At 50.9% G+C, this 22,947-nt stretch carries 13 protein-coding genes and 1 pseudogene; 8 read left to right on the forward strand and 6 right to left on the reverse strand.

The window, feature by feature from the left end:
- Nucleotides 1-11: 11 nt before the first annotated feature.
- From QMZ30_RS11815 to QMZ30_RS11825, 3 genes are all read left to right on the forward strand, one after another.
- Complete coding sequence (locus QMZ30_RS11815; RefSeq protein WP_282996474.1) at nt 12-797, forward strand: hypothetical protein; 786 nt, start codon at nt 12-14, stop codon at nt 795-797.
- 52 nt (nt 798-849) lie between these two features.
- Nucleotides 850-2,451, forward strand: coding sequence for a mechanosensitive ion channel family protein (locus QMZ30_RS11820; protein ID WP_282996477.1), 1,602 nt, complete (start codon nt 850-852; stop codon nt 2,449-2,451).
- 580 nt (nt 2,452-3,031) lie between these two features.
- A complete protein-coding gene (locus QMZ30_RS11825; protein WP_283227520.1) occupies nt 3,032-3,298 on the forward strand; it encodes a hypothetical protein in 267 nt (88 codons plus the stop codon).
- A gap of 180 nt (nt 3,299-3,478) precedes the next feature.
- On the opposite strand, the gene QMZ30_RS11830 is transcribed toward QMZ30_RS11825, so the two are convergent.
- From QMZ30_RS11830 to QMZ30_RS25895, 3 genes and pseudogenes are all read right to left on the reverse strand, one after another.
- Complete coding sequence (locus QMZ30_RS11830) at nt 3,479-4,348, reverse strand: hypothetical protein (RefSeq protein ID WP_283227521.1); 870 nt, start codon at nt 4,346-4,348, stop codon at nt 3,479-3,481.
- A gap of 85 nt (nt 4,349-4,433) precedes the next feature.
- Nucleotides 4,434-13,637 (reverse strand): autotransporter-associated beta strand repeat-containing protein, encoded by a 9,204-nt coding sequence (locus tag QMZ30_RS11835; RefSeq protein WP_502921476.1) that lies wholly within the window; start codon nt 13,635-13,637, stop codon nt 4,434-4,436.
- A 258-nt stretch (nt 13,638-13,895) separates the two neighbouring features.
- Nucleotides 13,896-14,009: pseudogene (locus tag QMZ30_RS25895) on the reverse strand (ESPR-type extended signal peptide-containing protein); the annotation flags it as partial.
- Between the two features lie 507 nt (nt 14,010-14,516).
- On the opposite strand from QMZ30_RS25895, the gene QMZ30_RS11840 reads away from it, so the two are divergent.
- On the forward strand, nt 14,517-14,783 hold the full coding sequence (locus tag QMZ30_RS11840) for a YdgH/BhsA/McbA-like domain containing protein (protein ID WP_283227523.1): 267 nt from the start codon (nt 14,517-14,519) through the stop codon (nt 14,781-14,783).
- Nucleotides 14,784-14,833: 50 nt separating this feature from the next.
- On the opposite strand, the gene QMZ30_RS11845 is transcribed toward QMZ30_RS11840, so the two are convergent.
- Entirely contained in the window at nt 14,834-15,856 is a 1,023-nt protein-coding gene (locus tag QMZ30_RS11845) for a DUF481 domain-containing protein (protein ID WP_283227524.1), read from the reverse strand.
- A gap of 258 nt (nt 15,857-16,114) precedes the next feature.
- Here QMZ30_RS11845 and QMZ30_RS11850 point away from each other — a divergent pair, with 258 nt between their 5' ends.
- The 4 genes from QMZ30_RS11850 to QMZ30_RS11865 all read left to right on the forward strand — a co-directional run bounded on the left by QMZ30_RS11850 (nt 16,115) and on the right by QMZ30_RS11865 (nt 20,179).
- The gene (locus QMZ30_RS11850) at nt 16,115-16,909 is read left to right on the forward strand and encodes a MipA/OmpV family protein (RefSeq protein ID WP_283227525.1); all 795 of its coding nucleotides are present in this window, start codon (nt 16,115-16,117) and stop codon (nt 16,907-16,909) included.
- 357 nt (nt 16,910-17,266) lie between these two features.
- Nucleotides 17,267-18,298 (forward strand): tyrosine-type recombinase/integrase, encoded by a 1,032-nt coding sequence (locus QMZ30_RS11855; protein ID WP_283227527.1) that lies wholly within the window; start codon nt 17,267-17,269, stop codon nt 18,296-18,298.
- A gap of 125 nt (nt 18,299-18,423) precedes the next feature.
- The gene (locus QMZ30_RS11860; RefSeq protein ID WP_283227528.1) at nt 18,424-19,197 is read left to right on the forward strand and encodes a nucleotidyltransferase domain-containing protein; all 774 of its coding nucleotides are present in this window, start codon (nt 18,424-18,426) and stop codon (nt 19,195-19,197) included.
- Between the two features lie 79 nt (nt 19,198-19,276).
- Nucleotides 19,277-20,179 carry an Rpn family recombination-promoting nuclease/putative transposase gene (locus QMZ30_RS11865; protein WP_283227529.1) on the forward strand — a complete coding sequence of 301 codons (903 nt, stop codon included), beginning with the start codon at nt 19,277-19,279 and terminating at the stop codon, nt 20,177-20,179.
- 134 nt (nt 20,180-20,313) lie between these two features.
- On the opposite strand, the gene QMZ30_RS11870 is transcribed toward QMZ30_RS11865, so the two are convergent.
- Nucleotides 20,314-20,904: a DUF2913 family protein gene (locus QMZ30_RS11870; RefSeq protein ID WP_283227530.1), complete on the reverse strand. Its 591-nt coding sequence runs from the start codon at nt 20,902-20,904 to the stop codon at nt 20,314-20,316.
- A 743-nt stretch (nt 20,905-21,647) separates the two neighbouring features.
- Nucleotides 21,648-22,928 carry a histidine-type phosphatase gene (locus tag QMZ30_RS11875; protein WP_283227531.1) on the reverse strand — a complete coding sequence of 427 codons (1,281 nt, stop codon included), beginning with the start codon at nt 22,926-22,928 and terminating at the stop codon, nt 21,648-21,650.
- Nucleotides 22,929-22,947: the final 19 nt, after the last annotated feature.

Raw genomic sequence — 22,947 nt, forward strand, 5'->3', positions numbered from 1 at the left:
AGGTGAATAAGATGATGGGTAATCATAAAGGGGGTTTAACCGCACTGCTGCTTTGTTTGTTTTCGTCATTTTCACTGGCCGGGGAGGATAATCAAAAACTCGATGATGACCCCACCAAAGTCACCACCAAAGCGGGTGTCAGCTGGTCAGATACTTACGACATGGACGACAGCAACGTATCCTTTTCGGGCTCGGTGGCGCTGGATAAAGCCCGCAAGCTGAATGCACGCATCAACAGCGATGCCAGTGAATGGCGTGTAGGCGGCTCGTGGCTGTTTCCTGTCGGGATAGTGAATTTCAACTTCGGTAAAAACGAATACACCAATGGCGCAACACAGACGAATTATTCAGTAGGCACCTTTATCCCCCTCAGCGTGTTTGGGATTGCGCCAGCAGGATTCCAGATATTCCCCATGGCGGGATACACCTATAACACCGGTGAAACCATAGGCTGTAAAAATGAAGGAGGCTGCATCGCGCCTCAGTTTGCGGATTCGCTATCTCCCGAGTTTGGTTATGACACTATTACCACCTCCGGCAGCAGCGGCTATCTCGGCGTCTTCACCCTCAGGCCACTTTCCCCGTCGCTGACGCTCATTGCTTTTGCGGCGGGATCTTATGGCTCCAAAAATGACGACGGGGATAACTATAAAGGCTACTTCGGCGGAGCCGGGCTGGGCATCAAGCTGACTGAGCATCAGTCCTTCAACCTGCTGACGTTCGTCATGGATAACAATACCTATCTGGACAGTCCTGACAGCCGTTTTGTGCTCTCTTACAGTTACCAGTTCAACTGATACATCCACGTTCACGCGCGGGGAGAGATTCATGTCGATATTTGCCCGTTTTATGCTTATTGGCTGCGCAATGCTGGCGTTACCGGGGACGTTGCATGGTGCTGAACCTCGTCACTCACCCACGGCCAGAGAGAATGCACGAACACTGGTGCTGCTCAATCAGCCGGTTGTCATGTTACAGGCAACGTATGGTCAGACGACCCCGGAAGAGCGTGTGAACCGCATCGTTTCTACCTTGCGCGATCTCAGCGCCGAAGATCTCCGCCATCCGGTCGAAACGCAGATGCTTAAACGCTATCAGCAGCAGGCGGTGCTCTTCATCATCAACAAAAAGCCCTTCATGCTGCTGTCGCAGAACGATTTAGATGAGGGTGACGATTTGACCCTGCCGCAGGCCGCGCTGCGGGTGCAGCAGCGGCTGGAAGATTTGCGTGCTGCGTTGTCGGAGCAGTATTCAAACCGCTATCTGCTGCTGTCAGCTGTGAAAACGGCCTTCGGCCTGGTGCTGCTTATTGCACTGTGCCTGGGGCTGCAGCGTGGTTGTCAGGCCGTCAGGCGGTATTGTCAGGCGCGAGAATTGCGCAGCGATCGCTCCGCTCGCTCGCAGCTCCGCAGGTTAACCGGCAATATTGAGGTGCATCTGGCAACGGCGTCAGCGATGCTGATTGGCACGCTTGCCGGCTGGTTTTATCTCAGCTGGGTGCTGCGACTCTTCCCCTGGACGCGCATCTGGGGCATGGAGCTTGGCGCTTACACCCTCATGCTGTTGCAGCGTATAGGTCTGGCTGTCCTCTCCGCTCTGCCGGGTTTGTGCGTGGTGCTGGCCATTGTCTTTATCACGGCACTGCTGTTGCGTCTGCTGAGAATGGTGTTACAACGCGTGGAATCAGGCAGCTTGCAACTACCCGGCGTCCACCGCGATACTGTCGGCGTCACGCGCAGGCTGGTGAGCATAGTGATCTGGCTTTTCGCACTGTCAGCTGCCTATCCATTTCTTCCGGGCGCTGACTCACTGGCCTTTAAGGGCATCAGCGTCTTTCTGGGATTGATGCTGACGCTGGGATCCGCCGGCGTGATGAATCATGCCATGAGCGGGCTGGTGTTAACCTATTCGCGCGCATTGCGGCGCGGCGATGTCATTCGTATTACCGACCATGAAGGCAAAGTCAGTGAGGTGGGCATGCTGGCCACCAAACTCCTGACCCGGGAAAACTATGAAGTGACGATACCAAACGCCGTAGTAGTGAGCGGAAAAATTGTTAACCTCAGTTCACAGTCTCGCGGCCGGGGTGTTCCTGTCACCACTTCTGTGACCATTGGTTACGACACGCCGTGGCGTCAGGTGCATGCCATGCTGGAGCTGGCCGCCAGCCGCACGGCGGAAATTCAGAGAGACGAGCCCGTTATTGTCAGGCAGCTGTCGCTGATGGACTGGTACATCGCCTATGAGTTGCAGGTGATTATTCATCCGGGCGCGTCACTGGCCGGCGTGCGCAGTGAGTTGCACGGACACATACAGGACGTGTTTAATGAGTTTGGTGTACAGATCATGTCACCCAATTTCGTGGGCCAGCCGGAAGGAGCGGTGTTGGTGCAGCCGGAAAACCGTTTCAGGGCACCGGCGGATCCTCCTGAGGGTAGTACTTCACGATGACCTGCAGTTACATTCGTTATATAACTCGTAAACATACTATAAATGCAGAGTTAGTAGTTGTCTGCATGGCAGAATCTGACCGATTAAAATAACTCTCAGTTGGCATAATAAAGATGCTTTTGCTACTAAACATATGAAGCGTTAGCGTGTTATCAGGAAAATATGACTTAATTACGAATGCAGTTTTGAAGTCATGCTCATGTGCGTGTAGCTGCACCGGAACATAAAATTATCTCAAGAGCATGGCCAGATTAGTATCTGAAACCACTCTCAACTCACTCAGTAGCCTTCAGATATACATTTAATCAATAATGAGAGCTGTTTTATCCATATAATGGACGGTAGGGCAATCTCTGTTAATTATCATGTTATTCAAAAATAATGATTTTAAATGTGTTTTTAAGTCATTAATTTTGAATTGGAAGTCCTGTTAGGTTCAACATTTATGTTAAGCGTTTTCAACGCTAGCAGTTTACTTAACTGTTCATGCAGTGTAGATTTGTGTTTTAACAATAAATTTTGCTTAACAAAACTCAATCTCTGAGTTGTCAGCTTTGGCTTATCGTTAAGGATAATTATAATGAAATACACTTACTACATCAGCATCTCTAAAGTAGCCAATACTCATCATGTCCTTCATAACGGAACATGCCAGATTTATCTCAGTCATAAAGAGGACATGATAGCAATTGGCCGCCATGAACAATTTATCGTCGCACTAAATATGGCGAGAAATAATTTTAAAAAAGTCACGCCCTGTCCTAAATGCATCTTAAAAAGAAGGTTATACAATCTGGCTTCATCCAAACGCGGCCCTGTACCCATAAAACATCTTCCAGATATGTAATATCACCACTCTGTTTATTCCTGTCTCGGGAAAAGATAAAAATGCCGGATGACCTCATGGAATTCGGCAGATCTTATTAAATATGGTATTTGCCCTCTCGATAAATTTGCCTCATGACTTTTTTAAAGTGAAATATGATCTGATTATCTTATTTTTTCTACAGGGGTGTTGTTCATCTTTTTAGATAAACTTCATCAGAAATCTGACGGGTTTGATTTCAAGTACTTTATGCCAGATGCTTTCGAGATTCACTATGCCCGCCAGTGATAGCAGTACTAATACAATAACAGTCAGCAAGGCAGTGATCACAATGGTCAGCCGGAAAATATTTTTGCGAATTTTTTCTTCACTTTCCCTGAGCGCCAGGTCCTTCTCATAGTCGACAAGGGTGTTAATTGATTTACTCTGAATCCAGTATGTTCCTTCAGACTGACTTAAATCTCCTGTTATGACAAGGGAATCGAGTAGTAATCTTAGTTTGATACTGTATTCTTCCTGCCGGATGTGTTTGTACCACAAACGTCCATGAATCATGCTCAAAATATCGTGTTCACTGAAACCTGTTTTTTCCCTGCTTGGCCTGAGAAGGATATACTCATTCAGCATTAATTTGAGTATAGCGTAACGGTCATGGCTCAGACTTCTGGTATCTGTGACAACGAGTGAAACAATACTGCCTTTGAACTTAGAGAAAATGTTTTTCAGATAGAGCAGTTTCGTATAGCGATCTACCAAAAAAAGAAAAATATTTTTGTAACTTAACGCGCTGTTTTTGCGGTAGTTTATGATTTCACTTCTCAGTTCAATCAGGGTTGCCAGGTCTGCATGCAGGACTCTTTTAGTACCTGTGTCCATAAGAATGCCATAGCGCTTTCCATTGTCAGGGTCATCAATGAAGCCATTGAGAAAATATTGAGTACCCTTAATGTCCTTAAAATAAACAGAAAAGTAGTTGTAAGGATCCTCAAGGTCTTTGTCTTTCCCGCTAAGTTCGGGCAGATATTGAGTCCAGAGCCTTTGTTTAATTGCTTTTATTGTGTCAGCAAACATTGCGTTATCTCCGCAGAACTTCCTGAGTTTAAATGCGCGCAATGCCTCTCTTCAGAGCAAAGCGTCATGCACTGCTGGCTGTTTCTCAGAACCGCATTTTCACGCCGAGAGAAGCAGAGATGTTTGCTTCTACATGGGCATCACCGCCACTGCTCCATGCCCTTCCAACCTCTGTGTAGGCCTGCACTTTTTTGCTGACAGCCCAGGTCGCACCCATAGCGGCTTCTGTCATGTTGTACTGCTGGTCGGCATATAGGGTCGTTGTACCCGCGTTGTTCGCCGTGTTGGCAAATTTAACCTTATCTTCCCCGTTGCTGAGCATCGTCCAGTAATTGATGCGCACATAGGGTTTGACCTGGCCATAGTCTGTGTCGTAATCGGCTGTAACCCTTGCGCCGATGCGACCAATCAGTGCCCCATCAGGATTAACATCCACGCGTGTTTTAGAGACACCATCGAGGGTAACGCTGTCGAAATCACTGTATTGATAAATCAGCTGTGCCTGAGGCTCAATTTTAAGGGCGCTGTCGCCCAGTTGCCAGGGCCTGCCGATCTCTACTGAAGCTGCAAACGAGTTGCCGTCAGGATGAACCGTTTCCCTGCTGAGTCCGTTTTTTAGATCCACAGCGTGATAACCGTACTGCAGCACGTTATCAACGTAGAAGCCGCTTTCATCGGTCCAGGTGGCGTACCCACCGATATAAGTTGAGAACGTCGAATTATAGGCGAGACTGTTGATGTCACCATTTTTGCCCGAAATCGATGTGTCGTTATCGAGGAAGGTGCCATAAATGCCGGCCCGCCACTGGGCATCCTGATACAGGTCTCCCCCCACCTGCATGCCGTTGTAATTGGATGAGGTACGGCTTTGCAGCGGATCGTTGATTTGCTGATCAACGGACTTGACCAGATATCGCATCCAGAAACGACTCTGTTGATCCTCGGCAACGTCTGCACGCCAGGGTTGCTCATCCCCCACGCGCTGATGCAGCGTACCTAGCACCGCTAAGTCAGCCTGGCGTATGATGGCGCCCAACGTATCGAAACCAGGAACGTCAGGGCGATAGCCAGCACGCAGGAACCAGTCCTCCCCTGCGCCTTCTGCATTACCCGCAAACAACTGGTATTGGTAAGCACCTGATAACAGGACATCAGCGCCAATGGTAAAGGCATCTTTAGTTGTCTGTGCGGTGGTGGTACCGCCGTTGAGGGCTTCCACCACCATGATGCCATCGCCCTCGGTCGGTTCGCCTAGCTGGCTGACGTCGATGTCTAACAGTGTACGTCCGCTCGCGGTCCCTCCATCAATGACCAGCCTGTCGGCGACACCTGGGCTGTGTTGCTGTGCCGCAATTTTCAGTGTCCCGTTACTGCCCACATAATTGCCGGTGACGGTGAGCGTTGACCCCACATCCCCACCGCGCAGATTGACTGTTCCCTGATTCAGCAGGCTGGCGACACGCTGGTTGTACCCGCCCGTATCGAGGGTGGCGTTCTGACTCACCACATGTGTCGATGCAGCACTGAAGGTATTTTCAGCCGCCGCCTGCAACGTGCCCTGTTCAACCAGCGTCAGGCCACTCCAGCTGTTCGCGCCCGCCAGCCGGGCAATACCGGTTCCTTGCTGCCACACCTGGCCTGTACCCGAAATGTCTCCTGCCAGCGTGAAGGTATCAACGCGATCCAGCGCCAGCGTACCCTGGTTATCAATATTGCCCACCAGATTGCCGCTACTGCCTGCATTACCCAGCTGCAAAACCCCGTCACTGATATGGGTGGTTCCCTGATAAACGTTATCGCCTGACAAGGTCAGCGTGCCGCTTCCACGCTTGGTTAACTCACCCTCGCCCGAGATGACATTGCTCAGGCCGGCATTGAATGCCTGGGTATCAATCGTGCCGCCCTCCTCAACAAGAGTGACACGCCGATCGCTGCTGAAGCCTTGGGTGTAACGTAGCGTACCGCCAGCCAGGGTAATGCCACCTTCACTGGCACCTAAATTGGTGTCCTCAGACACCTGCACGGCTCCCGCGCTGATCACTGTGCCACCGCTATAACGGTTATTGCCGTTAAGCTGTAGCGTGCCGAGGTCGGTTTTGTGCAGTGCACCGCTACCGACCAGCGAGGCGTTGATTGTGGCGAGATAGTCTACGCCAGACGATGTGCCATCACCGACCCGAATCTGCGTGTCATCTGCCGTCAGGGTCAGATCATCCCCGTTCAGCACGTAGCCGTCGCGGGTAAATTGCGCACCGGTTATGCCCACAGCACCCAAAGAATTGTCGATAGTGACGTTACCTGCTTCACCGCCAAACACTGCGAAGGAGGCATTACTGTAAGGAGAGTTATAAAGGCCAGCGGGTGACGTCGTGTCAGTGGTCCAGTTGTCATTTCCTCTGCCGTTTTGCCAGACGCCATCGCCGCCTTCAATAATCCCATTGTCCTTCATCTCTCCTGAGCTGCCGCCGGTGCCATCCCAAAACCGCAGCTCAGTCCCTGCGTGATTGACCAGGTTGACCTGACCTGCGATTGATGTCTGCACATAGAGATCAGAAGCAGCCTGCGGTGCCGTTCCAATCACCAGTTGATTGTTGGTCAGCCCCCCGCTGTAATTCAGAACACGATAAACACCGACATCAAAAGTACCGCCACTGGTTTGGGTGATATTGAGCTGGCCATTAAGGTCCAGATCGCCATTAACATTGATTAAATCGTTGTAGGTTCCGCCAGAGGTGTAGGCCTCTCCGAACTGGTAATCCAGCTGAGATCCTTCATTCAGTCTCAGCGATCCCATTGTTAGCGTCCCGACACTGCCTATCTCCGATCCAGCAGCCAGTCGGCCACCGTTATCCACGATTACAGCACCGCCAATGGTGCCATTGCCCCCAAGGGTTGCACCAGTATTGACCGTGGTTTGTCCGGTGGCCGCCGATTGATCCCCATTGATCAGCAGCACGCCTTGCGATACCTGCGTTATTCCGGTGTAGATGTTGTTGGCAGTCAGCGTAAGGGTACCCGTTCCGGTTTTCGCCAGACTGCCGCCGTTGCCGCTGATAACGCCGCTGATGGTGTCATCGCGTCCCATGTTGCCTTCCTGCATTGTGGCCGAGCCCAGCACGACATTTCCCGCACCAGAAAGAGATCCAACGCTGGTTTGGTTACTCACTGAGGTGATATCGACGGTGGCGCCACTGGCATTGCTGATGGTGGCATTCTGTGCCTGAGCAGTATCGGCAAAGAGGGTCTGCCCACTGTTATTGATCTGGGCATTACCTGCATTCGCACCGTTGCTCAACTGCAGGACAGAAGTTGCGTCAGTATTGATGGTGGCATTTCCACCGTTGCTGTTATCAGCCAGCTGCATGCGCCCACCGCTGGTGAGATTAAACAGATGATCCTCGGCCAGCGATGCGTTGTTGAAATTGAGTTGTGCCTGATCGGCCACATTAATAGTGCTGTTCGTCCTGCCTAATGCGCCGGTGACATTGGCATCAACAACCAACAGCCCGTTGCCCGTTTTGCCCCGGATAGTCGTGTTGCCCTGATAAGGGTTGGTCTGATTCAGTGCCAGCGTGCCGGTTGCCGGTGTGGCAGAGGTATCAACAAGGGCTAAATCGCCCTCTCCCGCAATGACAGAATCCACCGTCAGCGTATGTCCGTTAGCATCAAATGTGCCGCCACCGGTGGTATCCAGGAACACATTCCGGTCCAGAGAAAAATCAGCACCGGCTTGCAGTGCACCTGCATTTTTCAAGGTTAGACTGGTCGCGGGGGCGCCCAGACTGGCGTTATCTGAAACCTGTAATGTCCCTCCCCAAACCTCGATCCCGGCAGAGAAATCGTTGATGCCATTGAGGATCAATCTTCCCGCATCAGTTTTCAGCAAACGTATGCGATTGGTGTCGAGCGCGTCCTGACGCAGGCTGGCGTTAATAGTTGTGGTGACATCACTCCCGCTTGCGCCATCACCAACGCGTATGACGTAGAAGGTGTCAGCGACCGATTCCCCTTGGCCCTGGTAAGTGTTAGTCGGCACTGGCACGCTTTCCGGGAAAGACTCGGTGACTGTGCTGATGTAATTGAGCGCAGAGGCGGGGTTGAGCTGATTAAGAACATAGTTATCGGCGGTGAACTGCATGCCTGAATTCACGACGCGGCCATTGATATTACTGATCTGGACTTCACCGCCCGTTCCCTGAAAGACGGCAAAGGCCGTCTGAGACCAGGGGGCATTGCCTACACCACTTGCCTGCGTCCAGTTGTTGGTATCGCCGGCAATATTGGCTTTCCATATCCCATCACCGCCGTCTACCTGACCATTACCTGTGGTCCCATCTCCGTGATTTGCCGTATCTTCGCCATCCCAGAACTGCAGTTCACTGGCAGGATCAACAAAATTCAGGATGAGGTTTACCTGGTTTGCGATATTAGTCTGAATGGCATACGTACCGCCGTTATTGGGTGGCAGACTATTGATGTCCAGCGTATTGTTGACCAGCGATCCAGCATAGTTAAACAGGCGGTAGACACCTGGCAGGAAGCTGCCGCCCGGCGTAAGTGCCACATCCAGCAAGCCATCCAGCAGTAAATTCCCTTTTACATTCACAAAGTCGTTCAGGCTGCCCCCGGGTGTATAGGCTTCCCCCAGTGAGAACTGACTGTTTGTCGTGGCGTTCAGGTTCAGATTGCCATTAATGGTCAGTGTACCCGTGCCGTTATCGCCGGGCGTCAGAACGGTATCATTAGCAAAGATGACATCCCCGCCAACAGTGCCGTTTCCCCCCAACGCAGAGAAAGCCGCAACATTGGTCAGCCCTGTGGCAGCAGACTGATCGCCGTTAATCAGTAACGTGCCCTGGTTTACTGTCGTGCTGCCTGCCCAGCTGTTATTGCCGCCGAGTCGCGTGAGCCCCGAACCGAGCTGTTGAAAATCGCCACTCCCTGAAATCACACCATTCAGCGTCACCTCATCGCTGCGGTTAACCGTCAGTAACCCGTTATCAATGATGCTGGTGCTGGTTGAGAGCCCACCAACGGTACCGCCATTGCCCAGGGACAGTTCGCTGCCGTCAATCAGGGTTGTACCGGTGTAACTGTTATTCCCCAGCAACACCGTGCTACCACCGCCGGTGCGCGTCATACCGCCGCTACCGCTGATAACGCCGCTGTATTGTTGATCTTCACTGCCATCGAAAACCAGCTGGCTGCCGGTACCTGAGGTAGCGACATCATAGTTGCGTATCGAGGCGTTGCCTGCGGTGTTGATGTTGTTGCCACTGCGCAGAATGGCGCCATTGTTTAGGTTAATATCGGGCGTACCCGACAACGACAGATCATCAAGTACTCTGACCTCTGCCGCATTGAGGGTCAGGCTGCTCCAGCCACTGCCAATATTGGTTCCTTTGCTCAAATCATCTGTAGCAAAGGAACCGACAGTTGCAGCCGTCGTGCCGTTGAATGACAGCGTGCTGTCGTTGCCACCCTCACTCAGAATATGGCGGGTGGTTGCCAGAGAGACGTTTCCGAGGGTGGCACTGTCAGCGCCATCGCTTCCGCTAAAATTGATCGCACCCGCAAAGGTGCCGCTGTTCCAGTTAAACTGATCGCTGCCGCTGCCAAGGATAATTTCACCCTGTGTATTTCCCCCATTGAGCGTGACATTATCGGCCCCGCTGCCGGTGAGGATTGCCAGCGCATTGCTGTCCGCTGCCTGAAGCGTACCACTGTTGGTCAGCGTGGTGTTGCCACTGCCTGATGCATCAATGACCGTAGCGTTACTACTGGCTGCACGGATGGTACCCGTGTTGGAAATTGTGCGATTCGTGGCGCTGCCATTGATGAGAATGAGTGAGTTGGCGTTAGTGGTGCCCACGCTGTTGATGGAGCCGCTGTTACTGAACTGACCGGCATTCTCCGCCAGTACGGTGCTTCCGGTATTACTGCTGGTTTCAATCTGCCCGCTATTGCTGACGCTGCTGGCGTTCGTTGCTGCAATAGCCGCACCGGCACTGCTACCCATAGTGATGTTGGCCCCGGAACTCACGCTACCATCCGTGTTTCCCAGGATACCGATACTGTCAGCTCCGCTGCCATTAATGGTATAGCCATTGCTAATCGTCAGATTTCCCGTAGTGGCATTGCCCGTGCTGTCCTCGAAAGCAAAGCCCTGTCCATTGCCGCTGACGTTCAGTACATTGCCGCTCCCCTGCGCATTAAAGGTCACGGCGGTGCGAATGGCCGGTCCATTGGAGGCATTAATGGTGACATTGTTGAGGTTGATATTGGCGGTGTTGGCGTTGTTATTAATGCCTGCACCGCTGTCTGCAATATCGATCGTGGTATTACTGGCCGTGAAGCTACTGGCACCATTGTCCATGCGGACGCCATCTGCACCGCCAGATGCGTTAATCTGATTTGCATTGCCATTCACCGTTAGAGCGGCACCACTGCCGGTGAGCTGGACGGCCGCCAGGCCGCCATTGGCGCTCACGCTGCCTAACCGGTCCACAATCGCGCCTGCGCCCTGTACCCGGATACCGACATTGCCACTGTTTACCACGCCACCGACGCTGATGGCATTGTTATTGGTCAGTACGCCACTGTTCTCAATATCAACGCCGATATTGTCATTACCCTGCACGCTAACGGGGGCATTCACTGTCGCACTCCCGCCATCATGCAGCCACAGTCCTTTACCTCCACTGCCATTTAAATTAATGCCATTGACACCATTTAAAACCAGATTCCCCGCATGCGAGATGTCGTAGCCGGTTATGCCACTCTGGCTGGACGATGTGGTGGTTGAAGCCGTTGAGGTGACGTTAGTCAGTCGTTGATCGCTGTCTAAAGTGCCATCAATATTGTAATTTCGGCCATCAATACGAACGGCAGTTGTATTGTCGTGGTCAAGCACGATACCGCCTTCGCTGATAGTGCCTGCCGCGCCGCCTGAAACCAGCACGCCTACCGCATTGTCACCGTTGACATGAATGGTGGCGGGTCCGGTAATGAGCGAGCTGGTAATATCGTCAGACTCATCTGCTGTACCGCGATCGTCAACCCCATTTGCAATAACCCCAATCGCACTGTTACCGCTGACGGTAAGCTGATATCCGCTACCGCTGCCATTATTGCCGTTAAACACGGCGCCGTTATCCACCGCAAACAACACGGAATTTGCCTGTCCATTATCATTGATGGTGGCGTTACTGATATTGATTTTTGCCAGATTACCCCAGGCGTAATATCCAATCTGATGGTCGTTTTCGAACGTCAGCGATGCCGCGTTGCCGATATCGATTTGGGCATTGCCTCGCGCGTGCACGCCAATCGCACCGGCTGACAACAAGCGGATCGTGGCCTGAAGGTCGACTTTCGCTGGCTGATTATTGAGTCCCTCGGCATAGACCGCGTAGTTTCTGTAGGTGTACACATTGCCGTCAGAACCACCGGTGTCGCCTGCACTTCCCACCGTGATATTGCTGGTTGCCGATGAGGTGACATTCGCAGCGGAATTTTGTGCCTGCAGATAAATGGCCACGTTGTTGTCACCATCAACGAAAATATTCCCGTTATTGGTGACGCTTCCCTGGTTATCGGCCACATACAGACCGTAGTTACTCGCCGCTGCGCCATTGACCAGTTTGCCCAGCACGTTGATGGAGCCGTTGTTTATCAGTGACCCCGTGGCACCGTTGGTGAAAATACCCACAGCATTGCGTGTGCTGTCACCGATGAAAATATTGCCATCGTTAAGGATGTTGCCACTGCTGGTGGAATAAATACCGGCGGTCAGCGCACTGCCGCCGGTTAAAGAGACAGAGGCTGGGACGGTGGTGTCTGTGACCGGCGCATATCCCAGATACAGGGTCCCCTGATTGATGACACTGGCGGCTTGCTCGGCATAAATAGCATATCCCGCGGCTTTCCCTGCGCTGTTTCGGCTGTTGCCTGTGAGAACCAAAGTGCCTGTGCTGGTGTTCGTGGCACTGCTGGTGCCTGATACTGACATGCCACGGGCATTGGCCGTTGTGTTATCTGTAATCGCAACATTGATATGACTATTGTTGGTCAGTGTGCTTTGCCCGAGGCCCTGCATCGCGATGCTGCCCGCGTTGCTGACGTTCTGATTGGTCCCGTCTTTTTCTAAAAACAGTCCGGCATTGAGGGTGCCATTGTTCACCGCAGTCGCGTTGGTGACCTGCATACCGATCGACGTCGGGCTGGCGCTGTCACTTCGCCAGTGGTTAATTGCCCCGGCATTCGTGAGTACCGCCCCTGCATCGCCACGCATCACTGCGCTTGCACCATCTACGGCAAGTGAGCCCGTACTGCTTACGGTGCCTGCGGCATTGTTTCCGGTCGCATAGATGACGTTCAAATCCCCTGTAGGCAAGGTCGCATTATTGCTGTGGGCAGCTTCGTCATCCCAGACATGATAAGTCAGGTTTATAGACGTCTGCTGCTGCTGATTCAGTAAGCCTGAGATGATGGCGTTGTAAACTGACTGAGCCTCAGGCGCGGAGTCAATAACCTCACCATTCACCGAAGCTCCGGCAGTCAGCCAGTACTGCACTTGCGGCTTACCTGCGTAAGCGTTTTGTCCTGTCAGGTAATCATTAACCTCAGCAATATCAGCTGAAGAGGTGATATTAAACGTCTTAGACCCCACCTGAAGCGCCCGCTGGCCGACCTGGACATAGTTAGGAATGGTCAGCGTGTAATCATATTGCGCACTCTGCGCAGAAACACTCTGGCTGTCCCCCGAGATAACGGAAGCCGGCCGGAAATGGATCAGATTATCTGACAACCAGTTGACCTGACTGGCAGCAGCCTCCGTCCCATCCGCTTTAGCCAGTACGCTATTTTTGGCCAGTAAATCCAGGGTGTTGGCGGGTGCCGAAATCGGGGTTGTGCCAGCGGTATCATCCCCCACATTGATATTCGCCGTTCCCCCTGCTGAGGCCACTGAAACGATGCCAAAATTGTTATAAATCCGGAAAGAGTCAGGGTCATACACTGAAAGCATCAGATTGCTTACAGGAGTATCGCCTGCAGAGACAAAGGTGGTTGAGTCATAAACGTTGATGACCTGATAGCTGCCTTCAAGGCCCGGAATTTCAACATTTAACTCCTGGTTTTGCTGAGGATTTGCGGGCGAAGGCGAGTACGTAAACTGATTGATATTATCAGCAGTAATGGGCGTGATGTTTCCCTGAGAGTCGGTGGCGGTAATGACTGTGATCCGTCCTGCTTCGGCGCCACTCCCCCCCGGTAAAGCGTCAGACACACTGACTGACGTGGCTGTACCATTGCTTCCCGCTGAAAATACCGGGAGCGGTCCAAGAATGTTGAGCGTCGTGCCAGGAGAAAAATGAGTGGGTAACGATTCATTGTCGATAGTAAACGCAGACCCAGTGGTTAAAACGGAGTCATAGTTAATTCCCTGATTATCAGGAAAACTGTAACTCGGGTACGCATCTGTCCATTGAATATCGTCTGCGTAAGCGAATCCTGTTGAAAGTATTACGAAAAGCAGTCCTGTTAACTTTATTGGAAGGTTTTTCTTATGTCCGGAGACTCGATGTCTTTTTGTGACTTCGGACACGGGTACAAAAACACTGCGTGACGCACTCCAGATAAGCCTATAAACAAAGTTCATAAACGCACCCGCCCATTAGTTTTCAACCGATTGTTTTCAAAGAAAAATCAAAGTTACAATTTGTACCAGCTCATAATAAAAAACTTACAATCAACATTAGTTCAAATATGAAAAGTGGCAGGTAAAATGTTTGTTTTATTTTTCAGGGGGAGTGACCACGGCGAGGGTATTATCATATGAAGAATATGCTGAATTTCATTCCTACAGTAATTTTCGGCACCAAAACATCAAGTATTTTGGGGGGGATAAGTTTCTACATAATGCTGATGCGTAGAGCATAAGCGTGTTAAAATCAAAAAAATATTCAGCTTTTTTTGATGTTAGTCTTAATTTAAATTAATTTGACTTTATTTTCAGTTAGTTACTGAAAATAACAAAATGTTTCGTTGATATTTCATTAGTTTAAATAAATACTTGGTTTGCTTCAGAGCACTATTGCCTTAATTAAGATGAAGAAATCATAATTGGGTTATCAAGTTGTTAATTTTAACAATTCGGAGTGTATAAATGAAAAATGTGATGATGAAAGCGATGATTCTGGCCGGTGCTGCCTTCGTAACGACCAGTGTATTTGCGGCGCAGGAAATCAGTAAAGAAGAAGCTAAAAATTACACTGAAGTTGCCACCGTTTCGACATCGGGCACATTTACTGATCCAAAAGATGCAAAAGATGAGCTGTCAAAACTGGCGGATGAAAAAGGAGGAAAATACTACGTCATTACCTCTGCAAGGGTCGAAGGTAAGGTTCAGGGAACTGCTACAGTCTACAAGTGATTTTCGAACTGCCAGTCCTCATGACTGGCAGTTCTTCATCTGACAGTAAGTCATTTCCATGTCATACCTAAACCCGTTGAAAATATACGTTCATCCAGCGTATCCCGTTTTCCTTCAACGATATTCCTGTGGTACCCAATATGAAACGTTGACCAGGAAGTCAGTGCGTATCTTAGTCCAAGTTCTGCGTCCAAGGATATCACCCCCTCATTATCCAGAGAATGTCCGAGTTCACCATTACTGTATAGAGTTACGGTTTTATCGATCAGGAATCGCTGATAATCCCAGTGTATAGATGCGCCCAAATGGCTGTCACGTTTGTCATCACTGTACCCATAACTGAAGGCGCCTCCTAAAAGTGATAATGAGAGAGCCCCGGTATCATCATCCCATAACTGATAGCCCGGGCCGGTGCCAATGAGCAGCTGTCGGGATAAATCTTCAACCCAGTCACGTTTATAACTGAGTCTTGACTGCCAGAAATATTGTTCCTTAAAAATATAATCAATAGCATACCTTAAGCTGTAATTATCTGTATTAACATTGTTGTCCTCGACGGCACGATCATAAGTTGCGGATATATCGTGCCTCCATTTTTCTTTTTTCAATTTTGTATTAAGTGAAAGGCTGTAGTCATCTGTGTTAGTTGAGGAATTTTTGAGATTGACGCCAGCATCAATATTTCCCGACCAGTCCCATTGATCAGTTCTCACTTCTGACTTCATGAACTCTTCTATTCGCTTGACAGAAACTATTTCCTTCTTATTGTCATGATTGATAACGACATACCCAGCGTTATACGGGGAAACGGATACAGGATATTTTTCCTTGGTTTTGTTATTACCAATTGAAATCTGCGACTCACTCTCCATGGTGCTTACAGATGCCCATTTCATTTTTAAAAGACCAGCGTAGTCTGTCTTTAGCTCAAGTTCCCCATCACTCAGCGATTGAATCGTACCGCTCAATCGATCCCCATTGGTAAGCCAGAGCGTGTCGGCCTGAACAACACAGAGGGAAAGCGGTAAGTAAAAACACAAACAAACAGCACCATTTCTTATTGTTATACTCATGTTTATATTTCCCACAGTACTGGATTCCCACGGACGCCTTAGAAGATCCTTGCATCACACGGCCTCTTGAAATTCATCATGCATTCACATTTAACTGTAGTATATTTTAAGCATGTCTATTGAAATTACATGACCTCGGGTTTGAGATAAAATGTTTATAATCATTAAGTTAAGTCATGTGTTTTGAAAAATCATTTTCATATCTGTGTGAATGCATTTTAATGTTTTAACAGCATCGTTGACCAAAAGGCGGAGAGAATGAAATCTCTATATATTATCTGCACCTCAATATTAACATTATCATTCTGTCTTTATTCTCATGCGGAATCTGATCTTGGCTCATTAGGTTTACTGTCTGATGACCAGACTAAAAGTCCAATCCCTAAAGGAATAATAATAGGTGGCGCAGCGATATCTTCCCAGGCAAGGTATAATGAAAGCAGTAATGATAATTTAATCGTGCCCGGTGCACTCTACTTTGGCGACAACCTGATGTTTCTTGGAGACAGGGCACGTTACTACTTTAATAAAAATGACGATGTCGCATTCTTTGCTTATGGGCGTTATCGATTTTCTAACCTTAATCCGTCTGATGCTGGATTTAATGGAATGCATAAAAGAAAGGGTGAACTGGAGGCCGGATTAGGATTAACCTGGATTACACATTATGCACTGCTGACAACCCGTATTGTTTCTGATGTGACAGGCCATAGTAATGGACAGGAGTTACTGGTTTGGGCTGATTTTCCAATCGTCTGGGATCAATTGCTTGTAATGCCAGGTGTGGGTGCTGTCGTTCGCAGCGACAAACTGGCAAATTACTATTTTGGAGGCGTTTCTTCATCTGAATCATCATCAGACCGAAATAGCTGGGATACCGGTACTACTATTTCGCCGATGGCTTCAGTCGTAACCAGTTACCGATTCAGTTCCCACTGGATTGGAATGTTTGCAGCCAATTATGAGTATTACGATAAAGGGATCGCGGACAGTCCGCTGGTGCAACATAATGGTGAGTGGTTATTTATTACCGGGATTGGTTACTCCTGGTAGTTAAAACTCAGTATTAACCCTTAATTCCTCCATAAATTTTATTGAATTCAGTCCATCACATCTCTCATCATATAGACGCCAGTCAACTTTGGAATTTCTGACCTTATATAATATAAGTTATATAAGCACAGACAAACGCTCAAAACCCCTGTATCATGCGGATCCGGGCCGGATCCTGAGCTTTACGGCCATTTATACGAGACGGCAGTATCTGAACGTTATCCCTCGGCTCGGGCCCAGGCGCAGGCGGTTAAATCTCCGGCAGCGCTACGCGAAATCTGGTGGGCATGTGCCCTGCTCTCTCTTCAGAATTCACGTAGCGATGCTGTCATCAAAACGGGCAAAGACTGAGCAATCATGAATGATATATCCGGTTTCAACGGTGTGGCCCTCAGCGGCAGTGCCGGTGACGATCTCACCGCGAAGCTGGCCGCCTTTGTCCGGCACCGCGAGGCCTTTTCGCCCAATACGTGGCGCCAGCTGCTGAGCGTGATGCGGATCTGCTGGCGCTGGGCGCAGGAAAACCGGCGAACGTTTCTGCCGATGTCGCCGGAGGACATGCAGGACTACCTGTTTCACCTGCAGGCCATTGGCCGTTCAACTTCGACCATCTCAGTGCACGCCGCGCTTATCTCAATGTTACACCGTAACGCCGGACTGGTGCCTCCGACCGTATCACCTGACGTGGTACGCGCCAAAAAGAAAATTAACCGCACGGCCATCGTATCAGGCGAGCGTACCGGTCAGGCGGTGCCCTTCTGCCGGCCGGACCTGAATTGTCTCGATGCGGCCTGGAAGCATTCAACACGGCTTCAGCACCTGCGGGATCTCGCTTTCATACACGTGGCATACGGTACATTGCTGCGTATGAGTGAGTTGTCCCGCCTGAGGGTGCGGGACATTTCACGGGCGGCCGACGGTCGCATTATCCTCGACGTGGGCTGGACCAAAACCATTCTGCAGTCGGGTGGTATCGTTAAGGCGCTTAGCGCGCGCTCCTCTGAGCGGCTGATGGAATGGATTAACGCGGCCGGTCTGGCGGGTGAACCTGATGCGGTACTGTTCTGCCCCATACACCGGTCTAACAAAATTACCGCTGTTTCGACTGCCCCCATGAGCGCCCCGTGTCTGGAAGACATCTGGCGCCGGGCAAGACATCAGGCGGGAGCGAAGACTCCCCTTAAAACGAACAAGGGACGCTATTCCAGCTGGAGTGGCCACAGCGCGCGCGTCGGCGCCGCGCAGGATATGGCCAGAAAGGGCATTTCAATCGCACAGATCATGCAGGAAGGGACCTGGACACAGACTCAGACGGTGATGCGGTATATTCGTATGGTTGAAGCTCACCGGGGCGCAATGGTAGCGCTCATGGAAAGTGATGATGATTAACAGAATATCTTCTCCACAGGCCCCGACTGAACCTGTATGCCTTACGCCCAGAATGAAATCTTTCGATGCGGCTGGTAATATTCGTCTTCAGCTGAGGATGTCTTTAACAGCACGAAGGAAAAAGAATGGCGGTTGATAAAAACGGATTCATCACTGAACCTGTCTTCAGCGGCTTTCAGCCTGCTTTCGCTCCAGTGGTTTCTGAAGTGGTGCAGAAGCTGAGTTCTGCGATGCCTGACCTGATCCACAGTATATATGTGTATGGCAGCCTGGCTGAGGGCATAGCCAGGGAAGCGTTATCCGACCTGGATCTGACGGTGATATTCATGCGGGAACTGGATGACGTCACAGCAGAAAAAATGGCTGCTATTAAGTCAGAGCTTGAACAGCATTATTCTGTTATCAGTAAAATTGATATAGATCCGGGCGTTCTGAGTGAGGTGATGCTGCCTGCCAGCACCGATCGATGGGGCTACTGGCTGAAGCATCACTGCGTCTGCGTTTACGGTGAAGACCTGCGTAAGCGCTTCGAAGTATTCAGACCATCAATAAACATCGCGATTGCCGTTAATGGGGATTTTCTCACCGTGCTGAATGGCTATATTTCTCTTATGAAGCCCTCACTGGAGCCTCTCAAACGGCATGCGCTGCAGCGGGCGGCAGCACGTAAGGCCATACGTTCGACGAACATTCTGAGAGACGAAAATGATTCAGACTGGCCCATGACGCTGGAAGAACACTGTGTAAAATTTAACGACCTTTATCCGGCTCTCTCAGAAGAAATGGACTACCTGCTGAGCATCAGTAAACGGCCCCGTGGCGATATCATGACTTTCGCCAGCAGGCTCTCGACATTTGCCTACTGGCTGAATGCCGAATTCAGCACGCGCATGCGGTAATAACTAAAAGCCGGCAATGCGTTAACACCCACTTAACCTTCGGAAGTGGAAGATCATCAGGCTGACGGATATCAGTGACATGAGTAAAACAACAATACCGACACCCCACGATGCGACATTCAAAGCGTTTCTGACGCACCCGGATACCGCGCGCGACTTTATCGAACTACACGTGCCGGCAGAATTTCGCGCCATCTGCGACCTCAGTACGCTAAAGCTTGAGTCCGGCAGTTTTGTGGAAGAAAACCTTCGCGCCTATTACAGCGACGTACTTTACAGCGTTAAAACCACCCGTGGTGACGGCTATATTCACGTGCTGATTGAGCATCAGTCTACACCCGACCGGCATATGGCGTTTCGTCTTATGCGTTACGCTATAGCGGCAATGCAGCGACATCTTGATGCGGGTCATAAGCAGCTTCCATTGGTGATCCCTGTCCTGTTTTACACCGGTCGGCGGAGCCCTTACCCCTATTCGACAGACTGGCTTCAGGAGTTCAGCGATCCGGATTTGGCTGCCAGATTATACGGCGCGGCATTTCCACTTGTAGACGTCACTGCTATACCCGATGATGAGATTATGAATCACCGTAGCATGGCCGCGCTGACGTTGCTTCAGAAGCACATCCATCGCCGGGATCTGGCCGAGCTTCTCGATCGGCTGACGACAACGCTTTTGACCGGACATCTGACGGGACAGCAACTAATATCACTGATAAACTATCTTATACAGGCAGGCGAAACTGAAGACGCTGAAGCCTTTGTACGTAATCTGGCACAAAGAGTGCCGCAGCATGAGGAGGCTCTGATGACCATCGCACAGCAGCTGGAACAGAAAGGTATCGAAAAAGGTATGCAACTGGGAGAGCATAAAAGCAGAGTCGACATTGCTGAAAAGCTCCTCAAAAGTGGCATGGCTTTGAAATCTGTTAAAGAAATGACGGGTCTTTCAGAAGAAGAGCTTTCTAAGATTCGTCACTAAGGCATTTTATCCCTGTCAGGAATCAACCCTCAGACGGGCAATAATAGCCTGACATTGGCTAAGGTGATCTCCGGCTAATATAAGGGCTGTACGCTGATTACTTATCTCGTCAACTTCATACGGTATGGCCAGCCTTACTGAACATCAGTAATCAGAAGATGTAATGAGGGATCCCCCACATCTGCTTTGCGTTTCCACCCGGCACGTGACAGCAGCGCATCCACCGCAGAGAGTTCGGCGGTGATACGGGCGGCAAGCGGTTTAACCAGACTTCCCTGTTCATCAAATCCCGTTTCCAGATCGCTTTTCCGCAGGAAAACCGCCGGGATTTTAGGGTTCATTTTTACTGCCTGGCGCCCTTCCCAGTCGGACTCCGTGAGAATGCCATAATTAATACCCGTCAGCGTAACAGCGTGCATAACGTGCTGGAGGCGAAATAAATCATTTTGCGCAAGCAAATCACCGCTGCTTGCCCGCCAGAGATATTCCAGCTTGCCCGGCAGATCCGCCCGAAGCCCTTTCTCCCGTCCTTCCCTTAGCAGCCAGCGAATGTCATGGGCCAGTTCACGCCTGAACAGACGCTTCTTCTCTGCCGTCGCCAGCCATCTGCATAAAAAGAGATTTTCCTGCGCAGCGGAACTGACGGTTCCGGCCTGACGCGCCATGTTCAGTGCGATAAGCCCGCACCAGGCAAGATGATCGACGTAGAGATTTGAGATATCCATACTTTGATTTATTTTTTCGTTAATGTATCGATTTAATTGCCGATCCTAACCTGCGCGGGCTTCAATTTCATCCCTGTTTATCAGAGAGCCTCTCTGCCCCTCAGGTGGCGAGGGAGTGACGGCGTAAACGGAAGCTCGGGTTATAGAAAACTCCTATGACCAGTAACAAAAGGTAAATATAAATTCCACCCTGAGCAGAGTACTATCATGGTGCACACACAGCTACGCTGTTGCAAACGAGAATTTCTGTACTGATATATTTAGCCCGTCTTCTGACGGGTTCTTTTTCAGGATCCGCGCCGGCATTTTCCGGATGTGAAACACGCAACCCATCACGCCTCAAACGGCAGCGGTGTTCGGGCATACAGGCAAGCTGTATTCAGGACAGCGCATAAGGAAATCTGAGCATAAATACCGTGAGAGTGTCTTGTGTTGCCTGCCGTACAGCTCATGGACAACCAGCTGCCTGCCACTCTGGATCCTGACTTCCAGTACCGTCGTGACGCTGGCTGCGGTATTGTTTTCAGCTGATGCGAAACGACTGCCTACCAGTCTGGCCAGCTCCGCTTCCGTTAACCTCATGATCATGCCGTTCTTTTCCAAAAGACCTTCAACATAACCAAGATAGCTGAAATGCAGGCGCCTGGTGACGTTTGCGTTTCTTTCCTGAAAATGTCAGACCTGACCTTCGTACCGGATAATACGGGCACACAGATATCTGTGTGCCCGTACAGGTCAGTGGTTTACTGATAAGTCACTGGCGTGATGGAATCTGAGTTTAGATTCTGACCGAGTGCTTTCAGGGCTGTCTTCATCGGACACAACGTGCCCGCTTCAGTGATCCGGCAATCGGACTGGCGCCACTCTTCCCGCAGCAACGGGTGTTCCTTATCGACCGTCTGCAGGCGCCGCAGGTCATCCAGGCTCTGCCCCTGGAAATAGACGTGCAGGAACCGTTCGCCGCTTTTTGTATCGCGCCAGCGCTCAAACACCAGGCTGCTGCCCGGCGGAATGTTGCCACGCGTGTAGCCTGACAGTGTCCACGTGAAGTTCATCAGGGTGCGCACCATGGCGATGTTGGTATCGTGCGCAACCAGCAGTAGCCAGCGGGTGTCCGGCAGCCTGTCAGTCGTCCCGGAAACACCCTGTTCAACGCCTTGAAGCATAGTGTTAAGCAGGATCGACCCGCGTTTCTGGGCGGTGTACATCACATCGTTGCCCAGGTCGTAATTCGCCGTGAGCAGCGGCAGCACCGCCGTGACCTGCGCGGATGAGGTGATGTTACCCCATGCCAGCTGGCTCAGCGGCAGGTTTTCATTCCATCCAAGACGCAGAGTTTCAACCATGTTCGCCAGTACGCTCAGGCCGTCGATGGAAGCTTTCCCGCTCTTACTCTGTTTAATCTGCCAGGGCTTATCGAAGTACGAGCAGTCCGCATCCGGGCTGCACACCGCATGTTTAAGCGCCTGCACCGCCGGCTGCAACGCCTGCTGACGTGCAGCTAAATCCCCCATCTTCGCTCTGACTGCCGCCAGCTGTTTTGCCGGGTCAGTATTGGTGGCAGGAAACGCTTCCGTCTGGAACAGCGGATCGTCCTCTCCCTCAACCCGATGGACCTCGACGCCGCAGCCGGGAAAGGCACCGTCGACCAGCGCCTGTGCCGTGGCGCGGGTGCGCTGGAGTGGGCTGGCCCGCACGTATACATCCTGCGGCTGCGGGCAGCCCGCGGTCAGCAAGCCAAGCCGGCGGTAATGATCCCCCTCCCAGCGGCCCTTGTTCACCACGGCGGCATAGCCGTGACCGGTGAGTTCACCGTCGTGCGTGGTCCAGGTTGTCCAGGCACGATGGGTGGCCGCTTCGATATCCTTGCGGTTGCCCGGCGTGGGCGGGCGAATGCCGTGACGGCTGAGTTCGATGACTTTCTCCAGCTGATACTGTGCTTCTGCGTGCGCCTGAGACGCGCACAGCCACAGTGCACCGGCAATGAACAGGCGTGCGGCGACCTGATGTCTGCGTGGCATCATAATGTCTTCCTTACTGAAC

Source organism: Pantoea sp. EA-12 (assembly GCF_030053355.1).
Classification (GTDB): Bacteria; Pseudomonadota; Gammaproteobacteria; order Enterobacterales; family Enterobacteriaceae; genus Pantoea; species Pantoea vagans_C.